Annotated in this window: 17 protein-coding genes; 8 read left to right on the top strand and 9 right to left on the bottom strand. The window is 64.1% G+C overall.

Annotated elements, in window-relative coordinates; genetic code table 11:
• The first annotated feature begins 39 nt into the window (after positions 1-39).
• The 5 genes from gmk to N5J71_RS11595 all read left to right on the top strand — a co-directional run bounded on the left by gmk (position 40) and on the right by N5J71_RS11595 (position 4,637).
• A complete protein-coding gene (gene gmk, locus N5J71_RS11615; protein WP_003464604.1) occupies positions 40-660 on the top strand; it encodes a guanylate kinase in 621 nt (206 codons plus the stop codon).
• Positions 661-809: 149 nt separating this feature from the next.
• Positions 810-1,073: a DNA-directed RNA polymerase subunit omega gene (gene rpoZ / locus N5J71_RS11610; RefSeq protein ID WP_003464606.1), complete on the top strand. Its 264-nt coding sequence runs from the start codon at positions 810-812 to the stop codon at positions 1,071-1,073.
• A 63-nt stretch (positions 1,074-1,136) separates the two neighbouring features.
• Positions 1,137-3,248, top strand: coding sequence for a bifunctional GTP diphosphokinase/guanosine-3',5'-bis pyrophosphate 3'-pyrophosphohydrolase (gene spoT / locus N5J71_RS11605; protein WP_003464609.1), 2,112 nt, complete (start codon positions 1,137-1,139; stop codon positions 3,246-3,248).
• A 68-nt stretch (positions 3,249-3,316) separates the two neighbouring features.
• On the top strand, positions 3,317-3,697 hold the full coding sequence (locus tag N5J71_RS11600; protein ID WP_003464610.1) for a RidA family protein: 381 nt from the start codon (positions 3,317-3,319) through the stop codon (positions 3,695-3,697).
• A 214-nt stretch (positions 3,698-3,911) separates the two neighbouring features.
• Positions 3,912-4,637, top strand: coding sequence for a hypothetical protein (locus tag N5J71_RS11595; protein ID WP_279916884.1), 726 nt, complete (start codon positions 3,912-3,914; stop codon positions 4,635-4,637).
• A 37-nt stretch (positions 4,638-4,674) separates the two neighbouring features.
• Here the strand turns inward: N5J71_RS11595 and N5J71_RS11590 are convergent, their stop codons facing one another.
• The 3 genes from N5J71_RS11590 to N5J71_RS11580 form a co-directional block, all read right to left on the bottom strand.
• On the bottom strand, positions 4,675-5,292 hold the full coding sequence (locus N5J71_RS11590) for a LysE family translocator (RefSeq protein ID WP_003464612.1): 618 nt from the start codon (positions 5,290-5,292) through the stop codon (positions 4,675-4,677).
• 137 nt (positions 5,293-5,429) lie between these two features.
• Positions 5,430-6,230, bottom strand: coding sequence for a helix-turn-helix transcriptional regulator (locus tag N5J71_RS11585; protein ID WP_084341713.1), 801 nt, complete (start codon positions 6,228-6,230; stop codon positions 5,430-5,432).
• Positions 6,231-6,242: 12 nt separating this feature from the next.
• The gene (locus N5J71_RS11580) at positions 6,243-7,100 is read right to left on the bottom strand and encodes an NAD-dependent epimerase/dehydratase family protein (protein ID WP_279916883.1); all 858 of its coding nucleotides are present in this window, start codon (positions 7,098-7,100) and stop codon (positions 6,243-6,245) included.
• A 190-nt stretch (positions 7,101-7,290) separates the two neighbouring features.
• Between N5J71_RS11580 and N5J71_RS11575 the strand changes: the two genes are divergently transcribed.
• From N5J71_RS11575 to N5J71_RS11565, 3 genes are all read left to right on the top strand, one after another.
• Entirely contained in the window at positions 7,291-8,220 is a 930-nt protein-coding gene (locus N5J71_RS11575) for a hydrogen peroxide-inducible genes activator (protein ID WP_084341711.1), read from the top strand.
• 8 nt (positions 8,221-8,228) lie between these two features.
• On the top strand, positions 8,229-10,304 hold the full coding sequence (gene recG, locus N5J71_RS11570; RefSeq protein ID WP_279871237.1) for an ATP-dependent DNA helicase RecG: 2,076 nt from the start codon (positions 8,229-8,231) through the stop codon (positions 10,302-10,304).
• Between the two features lie 91 nt (positions 10,305-10,395).
• A complete protein-coding gene (locus N5J71_RS11565) occupies positions 10,396-11,802 on the top strand; it encodes an aminoacyl-tRNA deacylase and HDOD domain-containing protein (RefSeq protein ID WP_084341710.1) in 1,407 nt (468 codons plus the stop codon).
• Between the two features lie 65 nt (positions 11,803-11,867).
• On the opposite strand, the gene N5J71_RS11560 is transcribed toward N5J71_RS11565, so the two are convergent.
• The 6 genes from N5J71_RS11560 to phoR form a co-directional block, all read right to left on the bottom strand.
• Positions 11,868-12,620, bottom strand: a complete 753-nt coding sequence (locus tag N5J71_RS11560; protein WP_177431921.1) for a hypothetical protein — start codon at positions 12,618-12,620, stop codon at positions 11,868-11,870.
• A gap of 225 nt (positions 12,621-12,845) precedes the next feature.
• Positions 12,846-13,241, bottom strand: a complete 396-nt coding sequence (locus tag N5J71_RS11555) for a helicase (protein ID WP_074860503.1) — start codon at positions 13,239-13,241, stop codon at positions 12,846-12,848.
• A gap of 150 nt (positions 13,242-13,391) precedes the next feature.
• On the bottom strand, positions 13,392-13,664 hold the full coding sequence (locus N5J71_RS11550) for an HU family DNA-binding protein (protein ID WP_003242571.1): 273 nt from the start codon (positions 13,662-13,664) through the stop codon (positions 13,392-13,394).
• 188 nt (positions 13,665-13,852) lie between these two features.
• A complete protein-coding gene (locus N5J71_RS11545; RefSeq protein WP_279916882.1) occupies positions 13,853-15,001 on the bottom strand; it encodes an FAD-dependent oxidoreductase in 1,149 nt (382 codons plus the stop codon).
• 182 nt (positions 15,002-15,183) lie between these two features.
• The gene (locus N5J71_RS11540; RefSeq protein WP_279531773.1) at positions 15,184-16,524 is read right to left on the bottom strand and encodes a hemolysin family protein; all 1,341 of its coding nucleotides are present in this window, start codon (positions 16,522-16,524) and stop codon (positions 15,184-15,186) included.
• 62 nt (positions 16,525-16,586) lie between these two features.
• The gene (gene phoR / locus N5J71_RS11535) at positions 16,587-17,906 is read right to left on the bottom strand and encodes a phosphate regulon sensor histidine kinase PhoR (protein WP_279916881.1); all 1,320 of its coding nucleotides are present in this window, start codon (positions 17,904-17,906) and stop codon (positions 16,587-16,589) included.
• Positions 17,907-17,915: the final 9 nt, after the last annotated feature.

The following is a 17,915-nucleotide window of genomic DNA, read 5'->3' as shown; positions in this document are numbered from 1 at the left end:
CTGCTATCTTTCGTCCCACGTTTTCCCAGGATCGTTTTCATGGCCACGACCACCGGCACCCTCTACATCGTTTCCGCCCCCTCCGGCGCCGGCAAGACCAGCCTGGTCAAGGCGCTGATCGACAGCGAAGCGCAGATTCGCGTTTCGGTCTCGCACACCACCCGCGCCATGCGCCCGGGCGAAGTGGATGGGGTGAACTACCACTTCGTCGACCATGCACAGTTCAACGCCATGCTCGAACGCGGCGAGTTCCTCGAACATGCCCAGGTATTCGATAACCTTTACGGTACTTCGCAGAAATGGGTCGAGCAGACGCTGGCCGAAGGCTTCGACCTGATTCTGGAAATCGACTGGCAGGGCGCGCAGCAGGTGCGCAAGCTGATGCCGCAGAGCAAATCCATCTTCATTCTGCCGCCGACCCAGGAAGCCCTGCGCCATCGTCTGACTAACCGTGGCCAGGACAGCGGCGAGATCATCGAACGACGCATGCGCGAAGCAGTCAGCGAAATGAGCCACTACGTCGAATACGACTACCTGGTGATCAACGATGACTTCAACCACGCCCTGAGCGACCTGAAAGCCATATTCCGCAGCAACCAGTTGTCGCAAACACAACAGCAGCAACGCCATGCCGGCCTGCTCAGCGAGTTGCTGGCCTAAAAGCCGCGCATGCTTCGAGCCACAAGCTGCAGGTAAAAGCAAGGCCGTTTTGGCGCCTACTTGTAGCTTGCAGCTTGAAGCTGCTTTACACTATTCAGTCCGCTCGCCCGCTCGGGCCAAGCTTATCCGCACACGTTACGAGGAACACCATGGCTCGCGTTACCGTCGAAGATTGCCTGGACAACGTTGATAACCGCTTCGAACTGGTCATGCTCGCGACCAAGCGTTCGCGCCAGCTGGCCACCGGCGGCAAAGAGCCGAAAGTGGCGTGGGAAAACGACAAGCCCACCGTCGTGGCCCTGCGTGAAATCGCCGCCGGCCTGGTGGATTACGACGTGATTGCCCAGGACGACATCGTCGAAGAAGAACCGCTGTTCGCTGCCTTCGAGGAAGAGGCCAACGAGCCTCTGTAAGTCGATGATGCCGGGTCGAAGTTGCGCGGCGGGTCGCCAAACCGGTCATGAGGGGAACACCCCATGGCTGGTATAGACGCTCTCGCCGACCGACTTTCGGCCTACCTCGGCCATGACCAGGTCAACCTGGTACGCCGGGCCTACTTCTACGCCGAACAGGCGCACGATGGCCAACGCCGCCGCAGTGGCGAAGCCTACGTGACCCATCCACTGGCCGTGGCCAGCATCCTCGCCGACATGCACATGGATCATCAGAGCCTGATGGCCGCCATGCTGCACGACGTCATCGAAGACACCGGCATCGCCAAGGAAGCGCTCAACGCGCAGTTCGGCGAAACCGTGGCCGAACTGGTCGACGGGGTCAGCAAGCTGACCCAGATGAACTTCGAAACCAAGGCCGAGGCGCAGGCCGAGAACTTCCAGAAGATGGCCATGGCCATGGCCCGCGACATCCGCGTGATTCTGGTCAAGCTTGCCGACCGCCTGCACAACATGCGCACCCTCGATGCCATGCCGCACGAGAAGAGCCGGCGCATCGCCAAGGAAACCCTGGAAATCTACGCGCCCATCGCCAACCGGCTGGGCATGCACAACATGCGCGTGGAGTTCGAAGACCTGGGCTTCAAGGCCATGCACCCGATGCGCTCGGAGCGCATCCGCGCCGCCGTGCGCCGCGCTCGGGGCAACCGCAAGGAAATCGTGGCCAAGATCGAGGAATCGATCCAGATGTGCCTGCAGCGCGAAGGCATGGAAGGCGAGGTGATCGGCCGCGAGAAGCACCTGTACAGCATCTACCAGAAGATGCGCGGCAAGCGTAAGGCGTTCAACGAGATCATGGACGTCTACGCCTTCCGCATCATCGTCGACAAGGTCGACACTTGCTACCGCGTGCTCGGCGCCGTGCACAACTTGTATAAACCCTTGCCCGGGCGCTTCAAGGATTACATCGCGATTCCCAAGGCCAACGGCTACCAGTCGCTGCACACCACGCTGTTCGGCATGCACGGCGTGCCCATCGAGATCCAGATCCGCACCCGCGAAATGGAAGAGATGGCCAACAACGGCATCGCCGCGCACTGGCTGTACAAGTCCAATGAGGACGACGCGCCCAAGGGCAACCACGCCCGCGCGCGTCAGTGGGTCAAGGGCGTACTGGAGCTGCAGCAACGCGCCGGCAACTCGCTGGAATTCATCGAGAGCGTGAAGATCGACCTGTTCCCCGACGAGGTCTACGTGTTCACGCCCAAGGGTCGCATCATGGAGCTGCCAAAAGGCTCCACCGCGGTCGACTTCGCCTACGCGGTACACACCGACGTCGGCAACACCTGCATCGCCTGCCGCATCAACCGTCGCCTGGCGCCGCTGTCGCAGGCACTGGAAAGTGGCTCGACGGTAGAAATCGTCACCGCGCCGGGCGCCCGGCCGAATCCGGCCTGGCTCAACTTCGTGGTCACCGGCAAGGCACGCACGCATATCCGCCACGCCCTCAAGCAGCAGCGCCGCTCGGAATCGATCAGCCTCGGCGAACGCCTGCTGAACAAGGTGCTGGCCAGCTTCGACACGCACCTGGAAAAGATCGCGCCCGAGCGCGTACAGGCCGTGCTCGGCGAATACCGCCAGGAGGTCATCGAGGACCTGCTCGAAGACATCGGCCTGGGCAACCGCATGGCCTACGTCGTGGCCCGCCGCCTGCTGGCCGAGAGTGGCGACGAAACCCTACCGAGCAGCGAAGGGCCCCTGGCGATCCGCGGCACCGAAGGCCTGGTGATGAGTTACGCCAAGTGCTGCACGCCGATCCCGGGCGACCCCATCGTCGGTTACCTGTCTGCCGGCAAGGGCATGGTGGTGCACATGGAGAGCTGCCGGAACATCGTCGACATTCGCCACAATCCGGAAAAATGCATCCAGCTCAACTGGGCCAAGGACGTTACCGGCGAATTCAACGTCGAATTGCGCGTCGAGCTGGAGCACCAGCGCGGCCTGATCGCCCTGCTGGCCAGCAGCGTCAATGCTGCCGATGGCAACATCGAGAAGATCAGCATGGACGAACGCGACGGCCGTATCAGTGTGGTGCAGTTGGTGGTCAGCGTGCATGACCGCGTGCACCTGGCCCGCGTGATCAAGAAACTGCGTGCGCTCAAGGGCGTGATGCGTATCACCCGAGTACGCGCCTGACACAATTCCCCTATTTCCAGTCTGTAGGCTGGGTGCTCGACCCAGCCAGTTCTCACAAGGAGCGATTCATGAGCAAGACCGTCATCACCAGCGACAAGGCCCCGGCCGCCATCGGCACCTACTCCCAGGCAATCAAGGCCGGCAATACCGTGTACATGTCCGGCCAGATCCCGCTGGATCCGGTGAGCATGGAGCTGGTCGAAGGCTTCGAAGCGCAGACCGTGCAGGTGTTCGAGAACCTCAAGGCGGTGGCCGAAGCCGCCGGTGGCTCGTTCAAGGACATCGTCAAGCTGAACATCTTCCTCACCGACCTGTCGCACTTCGCCAAGGTCAACGAGATCATGGGCCGCTATTTCGAACAGCCCTACCCAGCTCGCGCCGCTATCGGCGTAGCCGCTCTGCCGCGCGGTGCGCAGGTGGAAATGGACGCCATTCTGGTCATCGAGTAAGAGCCTGCTCACGATCTCGCGAGCTAGAGCCAGGCAAGGCGAAATCAGGCGAAAAAGCGCAGTTTACGAGCTGTAAATGAGCATTTTGATCGGACTCGCGCACGAGCCTGGTTTCAACGCAGCATGGCCGACGCGCAGCAGATCGTGAACAGGTTCTAAGTCGTTCGAGCGGGGCAGCAGGCCCCGCCCGCCCTTCCCCGGCATGGAGATCGCCATGCGTCTGCTTCCTCTGCTGCTATGCGGCGCCCTGCTGAGCGGCTGCGCCAGCACACCTAACAACGACCCGAGCGGTACCTGGATCAACCAGGCAGCCATCGATGCCGCGCGCGAAAGCGGTCGCCTGCGCGAAGCCCTGCTCGCCTACGGCCCCAACCTCGAATGGCACATCGCCCCCGAGCGGCAGCAGGCCAGCTACAGCAATGGCTTCGAGCTGGCCGAGGGCAGGCTGCAGAATGCTGGAGAGGGGCGCTGGCAGGTGACCTTCTACGGTGATTACAACGAGCAGCTCGCCATGCAGAATGGCGAACTGGTGCAGATCGCCAGCGAATACTGGCCCGAGCAGCACTTCGCCCGCGTCTCCGGCGAACCCAAGCCGCTGGGCAGCAGCTTTGAACAGGCGTTGTACCGCGACTACCTGGGCGGCGACTGGCTGATCGAGGAAGGTCTGGGCCAGGGCGGCCTGGTGCGTTTCAACAGCGACGGGCAGGTACAAGGCCTGCCCGGCGCCGAACGCTTCGCCCTGTGCCTGGCAGGCGACTGCGCGGCCATAAGCGGCGAACATGACAGCCTTTGGCTGCAAGCCGGTGATCAGGGTAGCCCCTGGTTGTTCGTGCATGAAGGCAATCAACTGCGCATCTTTGAAGCGCAGAACCGCGCCCAGTACGACGAGATGCCCGAGTACCAGCCCGGCCCGCAGCGCTGGCTGCTCAAACGCCGCTGATCAGGATGCGCCGCCTCCGGGCAGGAGCGGCGCCACGCTATAGAGCCCCCAGCAACAGCCAGCCTCCCAGCGCCAGCAACAGGCCACCGCAACCGCGATCCAGCCAGCGCACGCGCCGCTGCAACCAGTTGCGCCAGCGCGCCTGATCGAGCAGGCGCACCAGCGCCAGATCCCAGAACAGCACCACCAGGGTCATCCACAGCATCGCCAGGCCCAGCCCCCATGCCGGCATTGCCGACTCGCGCAAGACCCCGAATAGCCCGGCGTAGAACAGCGGCAATTTGGGGTTGAGGCTGCTGGCCAGCAGACCCTGACGCATGCCCTTCCACACCCCGCCCTGCCTCAGCTGATCACCCTGTGGCAGGACCAGATCTCGCCGCGAAGCCAGCGCCTGCAGGCCGATCCAGGCGAAATACAGCCCACCGACGACCTGCAAGCAGCGCCACAGCCAACTACCCTCGGCGGGTAACAACGCCATGACGAACAGTACCAGCAGCATGCTCAGCAGGTTGGCCAGCGCAATGCCCCAGGCGCAACCGTCGGCCTGGTGCCGGCCCTTGGCCAGCGCGGTGCGAATCAATAGAAAGAAGTCCGGCCCAGGCGACAGCAAGGCCGCGAAATGAGTACCGGCAACCAGTAGAAACAACGCGAACATGGCACCTCCGTTTGGCGGAGGCAGTGTCGACAACCAGCGGTGCGATGTATTGGAAAAAACTCAGACTCGACAGCGACGCAATCGCTGCCGAACAACTTGGCGCGCACCGATGCAAGTTCGCACTAAGCCCTGCAGAATCAGGCCTGCGCCACGGCGCGAAAACGCCCCGGAGTGACCCCGGTGAAACGGCGAAACACGCCGTTGAAATGCGCCTGGTCATAAAAACCCAGATCCAGTGCGACATCGGCCAGGGCCTGGCCTTGCAACAACCTGCGCTTGGCTTCACGTACTCGGCGCTGCAGTAGATAGGTGTGTGGCGGCACGCCATAGGCACGGCGAAATGCCTCGATCAGGTGGCGCGGATGACGCTGCACCAAGGCAGCCAATTGCTCGAGGCTGACAGCCTCGGCGTAGTGCGCTTCCAGGTAATCGCGCAGGTACGCCGTCACCCCACTGTCGCGACATGCCGGGCGCGCCTCGCGCAAGCCGCCGTGCCGCACGAAGACCAGCTCCAGCAACGCCAGCAGTTCGCTCTCCAGCGCCAGCGCATCGCCCCCTTCAAACTGGCCGGCCAGACGCGCCAATCCCGCCGCCACGCGCCCGTCATCGTGGGGATTGAGCGCGCGAAAGCCACTGGGCAGGCTCTTGCGCCCAAGCAGAGCCGGCAGTCGCGACTCCTCGATGTAGAGCATGCGGTAGATCAGGCGCGACGACTCGGCGTGCCCGGTGTGCGGCTCTTCGGGATTCATCAGCGACAGGGTTCCCGCTGGCAGCGCGTGGCGCTGACCGCGGCACTGGTAGCCGCCCACACCCTGTACGATCGCCCCAACGGCAAACGCGTCGTGACTGTGGCGCCCGAACGGCTGGCCGGAAAAGTCGGCGTGGAACAGCTCGATTCCCGGTAACCAGGGCTTGGCCAGAAGGCGATTGGAATCCATCTCGGCAGCGGCTCAGCGACCCGCCAGGATCGCCGCGTAACCTTCACGGTAACTGGGATACTGCGGCGCCCAGCCCAGCGCACGGGCGCGGGCGTTGCGACAGCGCTTGCTGCCGGCGCGGCGCACGCGCTGCTCGTCGCTCCAATGGCTGACGCCCAGTTGCCCACGTAGCCAACCTACTACTTCGTGCAGCGGCGCCGGCTCGTCGTCGACGCCCAGGTAGCAATCGGCCAAGGGCACACCGGCGGCATCCGCCTGCAACAGCGTGGCGAACAGGCCGGCAGCATCCTCGACATGAATGCGATTGCCATACAACGGCGGCGTCTCGCTGACGTGATAGCCGCCGCGCACCTGGCTCAGCAACCATTCGCGACCAGGGCCGTAAAGGCCGGTCAGACGCACCGTGGTCGCCGGCAACCCGCTGTCGAGCGCTACACGTTCGGCCTCGCGCATGATCACCGCAGAAAAACTCTGGGCTTCAGCCGCAGAACCCTCGTCGATCCACTCGCCCTCCTGCTGCCCGTACACGCCGCTGCTGGAGGCGAACAGGATGCGCCGTGGTCGCTGGCCATGCTGCGCCAGCCAGCTCAACACGCGGCGCAGCCCCTCGACATAGGCGGCGCGGTAGCCCGCCTCGTCATGCTCGGTGGCGGCGGCGCAGTACACCAGGTAATCCAGTTGCCCTTGCGGCCAATCCGCCGGACAGGCATCGGCGTGCAGATCGCCGGCCAGCGGCTCGATGGCGGTAGGTAGCGCGGCCACGTTGCGACGCATACCGAGCACGCGCCAGCCTTGTGCGGCCATCCGCAGGCCGAGGCGGGTACCGACATCACCACACCCGGCAATCAGCAGGCTGTTGCAGTCCGACATGCTTTTCTCCATCACTGTTATGCGACGGCGCAGTGTAACAGGCCGCTCCGAGCCGTCAGAGGCGGCATGGAGACACGGAGCAGCGCCATGCAGGTGCCAAATTCGCGATAGTTTTGCAACAGTCTATTAGCGCGGTTGGTTCATCTGTTTGCAAAGGCTATGCTTGGCGGCAACTTAATGGATAAACACTATGACCCTCACCGAACTGCGCTACATCGTCACCCTCGCCCAGGAACAGCACTTCGGCCGCGCCGCCGAGCGCTGCCATGTCAGCCAGCCGACCCTGTCGGTGGGCGTGAAGAAGCTGGAGGACGAGCTCGGCGTACTGATCTTCGAGCGCAGCAAGAGCGCCGTGCGCCTGACCCCGGTCGGTGAGGGCATCGTCACCCAGGCGCAGAAGGTGCTAGAGCAGGCCCAGGGCATTCGCGAACTGGCCCAGGCCGGCAAGAACCAGCTGACCGCACCGTTGAAGATCGGCGCCATCTACACCGTCGGCCCCTATCTGTTCCCGCACCTGATTCCGCAGCTGCACCGGGTCGCCCCGGACATGCCGCTGTACATCGAGGAAAACTTCACCCATATCCTGCGCGACAAGCTGCGCACCGGTGAACTCGACGCCATCATCATCGCCCTGCCCTTCCAGGAAGCCGATGTGCTGACCAAGCCGCTGTACGACGAGCCGTTCTACGCGCTGCTGCCGGCGGGCCACCCCTGGGCGGCGATGGACACCATCGACACCAAGCTGCTCAACGACAAGAGCCTGCTGCTGCTCGGTGAAGGCCACTGCTTCCGCGATCAGGTGCTGGAAGCCTGTCCGACCCTGCGCAAGGGCGGCGACGACCACGGCAAGCACACCACGGTGGAATCCAGCTCGCTGGAAACCATCCGCCATATGGTCGCCTCCGGCCTGGGCGTGTCGATCCTGCCGTTCTCGGCGGTGGACAGCCATCACTACGCGCCGGGCGTGATCGAAGTGCGTCCGCTCAGCGCACCAGTCCCCTTCCGCACCGTGGCCATCGCCTGGCGCGCCAGCTTCCCGCGGCCCAACGCCATCGAAGTGCTGGCCGACTCCATCCGTCTCTGCTCGGTCGCCCGCAGCCCGCAGCCCAAGAGCGCCTGAGGCCGGACGTGAGCGAGCTGTCAGCGGTTCCCGTCACCGCGCTGAAAGGCGTAGGCGCCGCGCTGGCGGAAAAACTGGCCAAGGTCGGCCTGGAAAACCTGCAGGACGTGCTGTTCCACCTGCCGCTGCGCTATCAGGATCGCACCCGCATCACCCCCATTGGCGCCCTGCGACCCGGGCAGGATGCGGTGGTCGAGGGCATCGTTGCCGCTGCCGACGTGGTCATGGGCCGCCGGCGCAGCCTGCTGGTGCGTCTGCAGGACGGCAGCGGCACGCTGAGCCTGCGTTTCTTCCACTTCAGCCAGGCGCAGAAGGAAGGTCTCAAACGTGGCACCACCCTGCGCTGTTATGGCGAAATACGCCCTGGCGCCACCGGCCTGGAAATCTACCACCCGGAATACCGCGCGCAGAGCGGCGACGAACCGGCACCGGTGGAGCAGAGCCTGACGCCCATCTACCCGACCACCGAAGGCCTGACTCAGCAGCGTCTGCGCCAACTCAGCCAGCAGGCGCTGGCGCGCCTCGGGCCACACAGCCTGCCAGACTGGCTGCCCGAGGAGTTGGCCCGCGACTATCGCCTGGCGCCGCTGGACGAAGCCATCCGCTACCTGCACCGGCCGCCGCCGGACGCCGATGTCGAAGAGCTCGCCGAGGGCCGTCACTGGGCGCAACACCGCCTGGCCTTTGAAGAGCTGCTGACGCACCAGTTGTCCCTGCAGCGCCTGCGTGAGCAGGTGCGCGCGCAACAGGCGCCGGCGCTGCCGCCGGCGACGAAGCTGCCGCAGCAGTACCTCGCCAACCTCGGCTTCGCCCCTACCGGCGCGCAGCAGCGCGTGGGTGCCGAGATCGCCTATGACCTGGCGCAGAGCGAACCCATGCTGCGCCTGGTGCAGGGCGACGTCGGTGCCGGCAAGACGGTGGTCGCCGCCCTGGCTGCATTGCAGGCGCTGGAGGCCGGCTACCAGGTGGCACTGATGGCGCCCACCGAAATCCTCGCCGAGCAGCACTTGCTCAACTTCAGCAAATGGCTGGCACCGCTCGGCCTGGACGTCGCCTGGCTGGCCGGCAAGCTCAAGGGCAAAGCACGCGCGGCGGCACTGGAACAGATCGCTGGCGGCTGCCCGATGGTGGTCGGCACCCATGCGCTGTTTCAGGACGAGGTGAAGTTCAAGCGCCTGGCGCTGGTGATCATCGACGAGCAGCACCGCTTCGGCGTGCAGCAGCGCCTGGCCCTGCGCCAGAAGGGCATCGACGGCCGCCTCTGCCCGCACCAGTTGATCATGACCGCCACGCCGATTCCGCGCACCCTGGCGATGAGCGCCTACGCCGACCTGGATACCTCGATCCTCGACGAGCTGCCCCCCGGCCGCACGCCAGTGAATACCCTGGTGATCGCCGACAGCCGCCGCGATGAGGTGGTCGAGCGCGTGCGCAATGCCTGCCAGCAGGGCCGCCAGGCCTACTGGGTGTGCACGTTGATCGAAGAATCCGAGGAGCTCACCTGCCAGGCGGCAGAGACCAGCTTCGAGGAGCTCTCGGCGGCCCTCGGCGAGCTGCGCGTCGGCCTGATTCACGGACGCATGAAGCCGGCCGAAAAGGCCGCGGTGATGGACGAATTCAAGCAAGGCCACCTGCAATTGCTGGTGGCCACCACGGTGATCGAAGTCGGCGTCGACGTCCCCAACGCCAGCCTGATGATCATCGAGAACCCCGAGCGCCTGGGCCTGGCGCAGTTGCACCAGCTACGCGGTCGGGTCGGCCGTGGCAGCGCGGCCAGCCATTGCGTGCTGCTCTACCACGCGCCGCTGTCGCAATTGGGGCGCGAGCGCCTGGCGATCATGCGCGAGACCACCGACGGTTTCGTCATCGCCGAGAAGGACCTCGAACTCAGGGGACCGGGGGAAATGCTCGGCACCCGGCAGACCGGTCTGCTGCAGTTCAAGGTGGCGGATCTGATGCGCGACGCCGATCTGCTGCCCGCCGTACGCGATGCCGCGCACGCTCTGCTGGAACATTGGCCACAACATGTGGCTCCATTGTTGGAGCGCTGGTTGCGTCACGGCCAGCAATACGGTCAAGTGTGAACCTGTTCACAGGACAACCGTTGCCACGAACCTTTGCACAAATCCTCGCTGGTTATACTTCGGGGCACATGCGCCAACGCTGGATATCGATATGACTGAAGCCGCCCTCGCCGCCAACGCCACTGCGCAAGCCCCCGCCGTGATCGTGCAACTGCTGGAGAAACTCGCCGTACCCTATCAGGTACGCGCGGAGCGCCCGGGTCAGCCAAGCGAGGCGCGCCTGCAGGCCGTGCTGGTGGACGACGCCATCGGCGCCCTGCTGGTGCTCTACCCGCGTAGCCACATGCTCGATCTGTCGCGCCTGGCCGAACTGACTGGGCGCCAGCTCACCGCGGTCAAGCCGGAGCGCCTGGAGCGCATGCTCGGCAAGCACAATCTGGCCGCCCTGCCCGGCTTGCCGCCCCTGACCAGCTCGCCCTGCCTGTACGAAGAACGCCTGCTGCAGGTGCCCAGTCTGCTGATCGAGTCCGGCCAGCCTGGCGTATTGCTGGAAATTCCCACTGAAGCCTTCAAGGCGCTGCTGAGCAAGGCCAGCGCCGCGCGTTTCGGTGAGCCGGTCAGTGCGATCAGACCGAACCTCGATCGCCCCCATGATGACCGCGCGGAAATCACCCAGGCCGTGCAGGCCTTTACCGCACGCCGCATCCAGCAGCGCCTGGAAGAAACCATCGAGATTCCGCCGCTGCCGGAAACCGCGCAGAAGATCATCAAGCTGCGCGTTGACCCCAATGCCACGGTGGACGACATCACCGGCGTGGTCGAAACCGATCCCGCGCTGGCGGCACAGGTGGTCAGCTGGGCAGCCTCGCCCTACTACGCCGCGCCCGGCAAGATTCGCTCGGTGGAAGACGCCATCGTCCGCGTGCTGGGCTTCGACCTGGTGATCAACCTGGCTCTCGGCCTGGCATTGGGCAAGACCCTGAGCCTGCCCAAGGATCAGCCGCAGCACGCCACGCCCTACTGGCAGCAAGCGATCTATACCGCCGCAGTGATCGAAGGCCTGACCCGCGCCATGCCGCGCGCGCAGCGCCCTGAAGCCGGCCTGACCTACCTGGCCGGCTTACTGCACAATTTCGGCTACCTGGTTCTGGCGCACGTGTTTCCGCCGCACTTCTCGCTGATCTGCCGCCACCTGGAGGTCAACCCGCACCTGTCTGCCGGGTACATCGAGCAGCACCTGCTGGGCATCACTCGCGAGCAGATCGGTGCCTGGCTGATGCGCCATTGGGATATGCCGGAAGAGCTGTCCAGCGCTCTGCGCTTTCAGCACGACCCATCTTATGCCGGCGACAGCGCGGCCTTCCCCAACCTGGTGTGCCTGGCTGTCAGCCTGCTGCGCAACCGGGGTATCGGTGCCGGGCCGCAGAGCGAGATTCCTGATGAGCTGTTCGACGCCCTAGGGCTGAGCCGGGAAAAAGCCGAGGACGCAGTGAGCAAGGTACTCAGCGCCGAGGTCGCCTTGCGTGAACTGGCAGCGCAGTATCAGCAGCCGCAATGAGCGGCTGCTAGCTCCCTAACCCTCAAGGATGGGCTGCTCGCCTCGCACCGAGCGGCCGACGCCCCTTACAACTTGCCCGCCGTCTTGCGCAGCTTCTCCCGACGCTCGGCGAACAGTTGCGGCACCACTTCCAGGCTGATGGCGAGCAGTTGGCTGACACTGGAATGCTCGTAAAGCGCCGCATACTCGGCGAGTTGATCGCTGGGCATCTGCCGGTAGGCATAGAACATGAAGGTTTTCACCGCCTGCTCGCTGGACTGGCGGATGGCATCCGCCTGCTTTTGCGTCTGCGCCTGCAGTTCGGCTTCGCTGAGGTTCTCGCCCCGCGCCCTTAGCGCCAGCAATGCCTGGGTCTTGCCGACTTCGTAACGTAGCAGGCTGGCCAGTTCAGTGGTACGCGCGGCAGCGTCGAGACGCTTGACCAACTCCAGACGCGCACCTCGTGGCGGCTGCTCCTGCAGACGCTGGCGGTATTCAGCCAAGCCTTCGGGTTGCTCACCTACGGCGCGCTCGGCAGCGGTGAAACGCTGCGCCAACGGGCTGTCGAGACGCTTACGGGCCTGCTCGCCCTGCGCCGCATCGAAGCGGGCAGCGACGCGCTGGGCCAGGTCCAGACAAAAGGCCTCGCCAGCGAAGAGCTGGGCGAGGCGCTTCTGTTCGGTTTCATCCTGGCCACGCTGCACCAACGGCGCGCTCTGTTCGCACAGCAGATGGATACCGGCGAGTTCGAACAGCGGCAACAAGGCCTTGGCAGACGCTGGCTCGGCCCGTGCAGTGGTGGCGGCCAGCAATAGCAGGGGTAACAGGAAAAGACGCATGGTCAGGCTTTCCACAGGGACGTGCCTGGCAGCCTAACCAAAGCGCGGCGTCGCGGCCAGCCGTGACGCCTATCGGAAGCCAACCAGATAAGGTTGCCAACGTGGTCTTCCGTAGGAGCCCCGCCCCGGGGCGAAGCTTTTTCGAGTGCACACCGCCTGATTCGCGGCGGGGCGCCGCTCCTACAATTTCGATGCGTCGACGCCTAACTGACTGGCATCAGCCGTTCAGGCGGCCTTTTTCGGCGCCTCGGTCTTCTTCTTCGGCATTAGGTACTTGGTCAGGCCCTGGAACCACATGACCAGCGCCGGGTTGCCCTGGATCTGGATGTCCTTGTTCTGGATGCCCTGCATGAAGGCCAGCTGCTTGTTCTTCGCGGTCATGGTTTCAAAGCCGTAGGCGGCATCCTTGAAGCCAATGGCGAAGGCCGGATCCGAGGTGGTGCCGCGCTTGCTGGTCACGCGCTGACCGGCCACGGTGAAGTGGCGGGCCACCTTGCCGTCGAGAGTATGCAACTGGAACACCATATCGCGACCTTCGAGCTGCTGGCGGAACGCCGGGTTTTCACGACTGGCCTTGGCCATCAGGCGGCCCAGCATCCACAGGAGAAAACGGAATTTCATGCACAGGGCCTCGTGATCGAAGATGATGGCCGCGCATTGTAGTGGTTTTCTTGCAGGACTACAGCCTATCTAAAGCATGGCTGTATCAGCGACTGTCGCAGCGTGGCTGCGCAGGGGGAACCCGGAGCCGAGCGGCTCCAGGTAACGGGCTCAGTTGACCGCGTCTTTCAGGGACTTGCCCGGTTTGAAGGCGACGGTATTGCTGGCCTTGATCTTCACCGGCTGACCGGTTTGCGGGTTCTTACCAGTACGGGCGCCACGGTGGCGTTGGACGAAAGTACCGAAGCCAACCAGGGTCACACTGTCCTTGCGGTTCAGTGCACCGGTGATTTCTTCCAGTACGGCGTTGAGTACACGATTGGCCTGATCCTTGGTCAGATCAGCCTTTTCGGCGATGGCGGCGGCGAGTTCCGGTTTACGCATAAATGCCTCTTTGACGGTTTTTTGTTGTTGTGTCCGTGCTGTCCTTCCAGAACAGCGCCCAAGGCGCCGCAACAGCTCTGCGCTGCGGCAGACCCTTGGCAGAATGGCATGCCGCATCGTACTGCGCCAGCCTCGCCAGCCACTTTAACCAGGCAATTTCGTGGCGTATCCGACAGAACCACAGGCAATCACGCCAGCAGTGCCGGTAGCTCCTTGTTCAGTGCCAGTTTCTCCTGCACGGCGGCGCCGGTCAGCGCATAACCGAGCAGTGCTCCGGAAGCCTCGCGGCAAAGCGCCTTGATGTCGCTGCCGCTGCCTTCGACCGTCCATTCGCCCTGGCTGCCACGCGGTGGCGGTGAGACCACCAGCGGGCATACCGGCGTCTTTACCGTCACCGGCATCGGCCCATAGCTGACCGCCGTCGGCTCACCAGCCAGGGTCTTGGCCAGCGCCCGGGCACAGGCCATCAGCGGCATGACGTAGAGCAGGTTGAGGCCGTCGACCTCGGCGCAGTCACCCAGGGCGTAGATATTGGCGTGCGAGGTGCGCAACTGGCGGTCGACCATCACGCCACGGTTGATGTCGAGACCGGCTGCCGCAGCGAGCGCGGTGCGCGGACGCAGACCCACAGCCGAGACCACCGCGTCGCACTGGATCAGGCTGCCGTCGGACAGCGAGGCCTGCAGCGCGTCCCCCTGGCGGTCAAGACTCGCCAGCACCGGGCCGAGATGGAAACGTACGCCCAGCCCCTCCAGACCGGCTTGTACGGCAGAGGCAGCTGCCGGATGCAGCAGGCCCGGCATCACCTGCTCACAGGGCGCCAGCAGCTCTACTTCATAGCCGCCGGCACTGAGGTCGTTGGCAAACTCGCAGCCAATCAGACCGGCGCCGAGAATCAGGACGCGGCGCTTGCCGGCCACGGCGCTGCGAAAGCGCGCGTAGTCTTCCAGGTCATTGATCGGGAACAGTGCATCCTGGGCATCACCCTCTACCGGGACGCGAATAGGCTCGGCGCCCCAGGCCAGTACCAGGTCGCGGTATGGCACGGCTTCCTCACCGATCCACAAGCGTTTGTGGCCGGGGTCGATTCCGGTGATACGGGTATGGGTGCGAATTTCCGCGTTGAGCTGCTCAGCCATGGCGCCCGCCTCGGCCATGACCAGGCCATCGGCCTCCTTGTGCTTGCCGAAGCCGGTGGAGAGCATCGGCTTGGAGTAGGAGCGGCCATCGTCAGCGGTGATCAGTAGCAGAGGCGTCTGCGCGTCGAGCTTGCGCCACTCCTTGGCCAGGTTGTAGCCGGCCAGACCGGTACCGATGATAACGACGGGTGCACTCATAAGGTGATTCCTCGCAAGATGAACGACACGATGGCCTGCCGGCCGTCTGTAATTATTCAGCAGATTAGAATGGCCCCGAAGAAGCGGCCCCGTGACCACGGAGGCTGCAATCGGAGTCTCGCGCCCCGGTCAATCAGGCCACCGGCGCCATGAGCGGATCAAAAGACCACGGAGACGCATGATCAATCCAGCTTGACCACCTTGGCCAAAACCACCTTGGGCCCTTTCATCTTCTTGACGATGATGCGCAGGCCATCGGTTTCCAGCACTTCCTCTTCTTCGGGCATGCGCTTGAGGGTGTCATAGATCAATCCGGCGAGGGTTTCAGCCTCGACGTGATCAAGATCGATCCCCAGCAGGCGTTCGACCTTGGCCAGCGGCGTGTCGCCGCGCACCAGCAGCTTGCCCGGCTGGTAGGCGAGAATGCCGCGCTCGGCCTTGCGGTGTTCGTCCTGGATGTCACCGACTAGGGCTTCGAGCACGTCTTCCATGGTCAGGTAACCAATGACCTTGCCGTCGGCCTCTTCGACCAGGGCGAAGTGTGCGCCACCCTGGCGGAACTGCTCGAGCAACTGCGACAGCGGCATGTGCCGGCTGACCCGCTCCAACGGATGCATCAGATCCCCCAGCTTCAGCGCCGAGGGCAGCATCTCCAGCAGCGACAGGTGCAGCAGCAGATCCTTGATATGCAACACGCCGACGAACTCGCCCTTGCTCTCGTCGAAGATCGGGTAGCGGCTGTACTTGTGCCGGCGGAAGGTGCTGAACACCTGATCCAGGCTGGCCTTGAGCTCGAGAAAGACCAGATCCTCGCGCGAATTGGCCCAGTCCACCACCTCCAGCTCACCCAACTCGACCGCCGACGCCAGCACCCGCAGGTCCTGATCGTTATCGCCAGTGGCGCGGCTGGAATGCAGGATCAGCTTCAGCTCCTCACGGCTGTAGTGGTGCTCATGGTGCGGCCCCGGCTCGCCTTGCCCGGCGATGCGCAGAATGGCGTTGGCACTGGCGTTGAGCACGAAGATCGCCGGGTACATCAGCCAGTAGAAGGCGTACAGCGGCGCGGCCGTCCACAGCGATAGCAGCTCCGGTTTGCGGATCGCCCAGGACTTGGGCGCCAGCTCGCCGATGACGATGTGCAGGTAGGAAATGATCGAGAACGCAGTGAAGAAGGCGATGCCGTGAATCAGCTTGGGTGACTCCACACCAACCGCCACCAACAGTGGCGTCAACAGCTCGGCAAAGGCCGGCTCACCGACCCAGCCAAGCCCCAGTGACGCCAGGGTGATACCCAGCTGGCAGGCCGAGAGGTAGGCATCCATCTGGTTGTGCACGGTGCGCAGGATGTGCCCGCGCCAGCCATGCGCCTCGGCCAGGGCATCGACCTTGGTCGCACGCAGACGCACGATGGCGAACTCCGCCGCAACGAAGAAGCCGTTGAGCAGCACCAGAAACAGGGCGAACAGCATAAGGCCGAAATCGGCGAAGTAATCGGGGGCAGGGAGACTTGTGGAGGGGTCCATGAAGGTTCGAATTGGCCAGGAATCGCTAGAGGTTGGAGCTTCGCCACGCTGAATGCAAGCATTCAGCGTACGCGTTGCACCACCTGCGCGGCAGCGAAATGGCAGGTGAAGGTGCTGCCCTTGCCCGGCACACTGCTGATCTCCAGGTTGCCACGGTGACGCAGCAGCACATGCTTGACGATGGCCAGGCCCAGACCGGTACCGCCGGTGTTGCTGGCGCGGCTGGAGTCGACCCGATAGAAGCGCTCGGTCAGGCGGGGCAAATGCCTGGTCTCGATGCCCATGCCGGTATCACTGACCGCCAGGTGTGCGCCCTGCTCGTCACCCCACCAGCGGATACGAATATCGCCACCGGCCGGCGTGTACTTCACCGCATTGAACACCAGATTGGAGAAAGCACTGCGCAACTCCGCCTCACTGCCCTTGAGCTTGAGGTGCGGGTCGGCCTCGAGGCTGATGCGATGCTGCTGGTCGCCGGACAACGCCTGAGCATCGTTCTTGATCGACAGCAGCAACAGGTCGATGGCCAACGGCTGATTGTCCGAGGGGTAATCGGTGGACTCCAGCTTCGCCAGCAACAACAGGTCGTTGAGCAGGGTCTGCATGCGTGCACCCTGTTGCTGCATCTGCTGCAGGGCACGTAACCAGCGCGGGTTGACCGCCTCGACGTTGTCCAGCAGGGTTTCCAGATAGCCGGCAATAACCGTCAGCGGCGTGCGCAGCTCGTGGGAGACGTTGGCGACGAAATCCTTGCGCATCTGCTCCAGCTGATACAGGCGGGTAATGTCGCGCACCAGCAGCAGGTGCTCGCGGTTGCCGTAGCGGGTGATATGGAACTGCAGGCGGCGGCGGTCATTGACCGGCGAAGGAATCTCCAGCGCATCGGCGTAGTTGCCGCGTTCGAAGTACTCCTTGAAACGCGGGTCGCGCACCAGGTTGGCCAACTGTTGACCACTGTCCTGCGGCGTTTTCAGGCCCAGCAAGGTTTCGGCAGCACGGTTCCACCACTCCAGATTACCCTGGCTGTCGAGCATCACCACCGCATCCTTGAGCGCCGTCGTCGACTCCTGCACACGGTCGATCACTGCCTGCAGGCGCCCACGCGCCTTCTGGTTACGCCGTTGCAGGTGGTAGATGCTGTCGAACACCTCGCCCCACAGGCCGTAGCCATCCGGGGGCGGCTCGTCGGTTTTGTGCTCACGCAGCCATTTGTGCAGGCGCAGCAGTTGGCTGAGGGTCCAAGCGAGATGAATGGCCAGGCCACAGGCCAGCACCCAGGCGTACTCACCGGTGAGGGCACCCAACAGCAGGCAGGCACCAACCAGCAGCAACAGGCGGCGCACCACGGCGCCGCGCCAGTCTTGATTCACGATGGAGCGCATCCTTGTCAG

Origin of the sequence: Ectopseudomonas oleovorans (genome assembly GCF_029845265.1) — a bacterium.
In the GTDB taxonomy this organism is placed as follows: domain Bacteria; phylum Pseudomonadota; class Gammaproteobacteria; order Pseudomonadales; family Pseudomonadaceae; genus Aquipseudomonas; species Aquipseudomonas oleovorans.
The sequence above is the reverse complement of the archived record's forward strand: the minus strand, read 5'-3'. Positions and strand labels throughout refer to the sequence as shown.

Bases quoted from the DNA above. Each gene is read 5' to 3' on its own strand.
- gmk (WP_003464604.1), top strand. From the start codon at position 40: ATGGCCACGACCACCGGCACCCTCTACATCGTTTCCGCCCCCTCCGGC.
- rpoZ (WP_003464606.1), top strand. From the start codon at position 810: ATGGCTCGCGTTACCGTCGAAGATTGCCTGGACAACGTTGATAACCGC.
- spoT (WP_003464609.1), top strand. From the start codon at position 1,137: ATGGCTGGTATAGACGCTCTCGCCGACCGACTTTCGGCCTACCTCGGC.
- N5J71_RS11600 (WP_003464610.1), top strand. From the start codon at position 3,317: ATGAGCAAGACCGTCATCACCAGCGACAAGGCCCCGGCCGCCATCGGC.
- N5J71_RS11595 (WP_279916884.1), top strand. From the start codon at position 3,912: ATGCGTCTGCTTCCTCTGCTGCTATGCGGCGCCCTGCTGAGCGGCTGC.
- N5J71_RS11590 (WP_003464612.1), bottom strand. From the start codon at position 5,292: ATGTTCGCGTTGTTTCTACTGGTTGCCGGTACTCATTTCGCGGCCTTG.
- N5J71_RS11585 (WP_084341713.1), bottom strand. From the start codon at position 6,230: ATGGATTCCAATCGCCTTCTGGCCAAGCCCTGGTTACCGGGAATCGAG.
- N5J71_RS11580 (WP_279916883.1), bottom strand. From the start codon at position 7,100: ATGTCGGACTGCAACAGCCTGCTGATTGCCGGGTGTGGTGATGTCGGT.
- N5J71_RS11575 (WP_084341711.1), top strand. From the start codon at position 7,291: ATGACCCTCACCGAACTGCGCTACATCGTCACCCTCGCCCAGGAACAG.
- N5J71_RS11565 (WP_084341710.1), top strand. From the start codon at position 10,396: ATGACTGAAGCCGCCCTCGCCGCCAACGCCACTGCGCAAGCCCCCGCC.
- N5J71_RS11560 (WP_177431921.1), bottom strand. From the start codon at position 12,620: ATGCGTCTTTTCCTGTTACCCCTGCTATTGCTGGCCGCCACCACTGCA.
- N5J71_RS11555 (WP_074860503.1), bottom strand. From the start codon at position 13,241: ATGAAATTCCGTTTTCTCCTGTGGATGCTGGGCCGCCTGATGGCCAAG.
- N5J71_RS11550 (WP_003242571.1), bottom strand. From the start codon at position 13,664: ATGCGTAAACCGGAACTCGCCGCCGCCATCGCCGAAAAGGCTGATCTG.
- N5J71_RS11545 (WP_279916882.1), bottom strand. From the start codon at position 15,001: ATGAGTGCACCCGTCGTTATCATCGGTACCGGTCTGGCCGGCTACAAC.
- N5J71_RS11540 (WP_279531773.1), bottom strand. From the start codon at position 16,524: ATGGACCCCTCCACAAGTCTCCCTGCCCCCGATTACTTCGCCGATTTC.
- phoR (WP_279916881.1), bottom strand. From the start codon at position 17,906: ATGCGCTCCATCGTGAATCAAGACTGGCGCGGCGCCGTGGTGCGCCGC.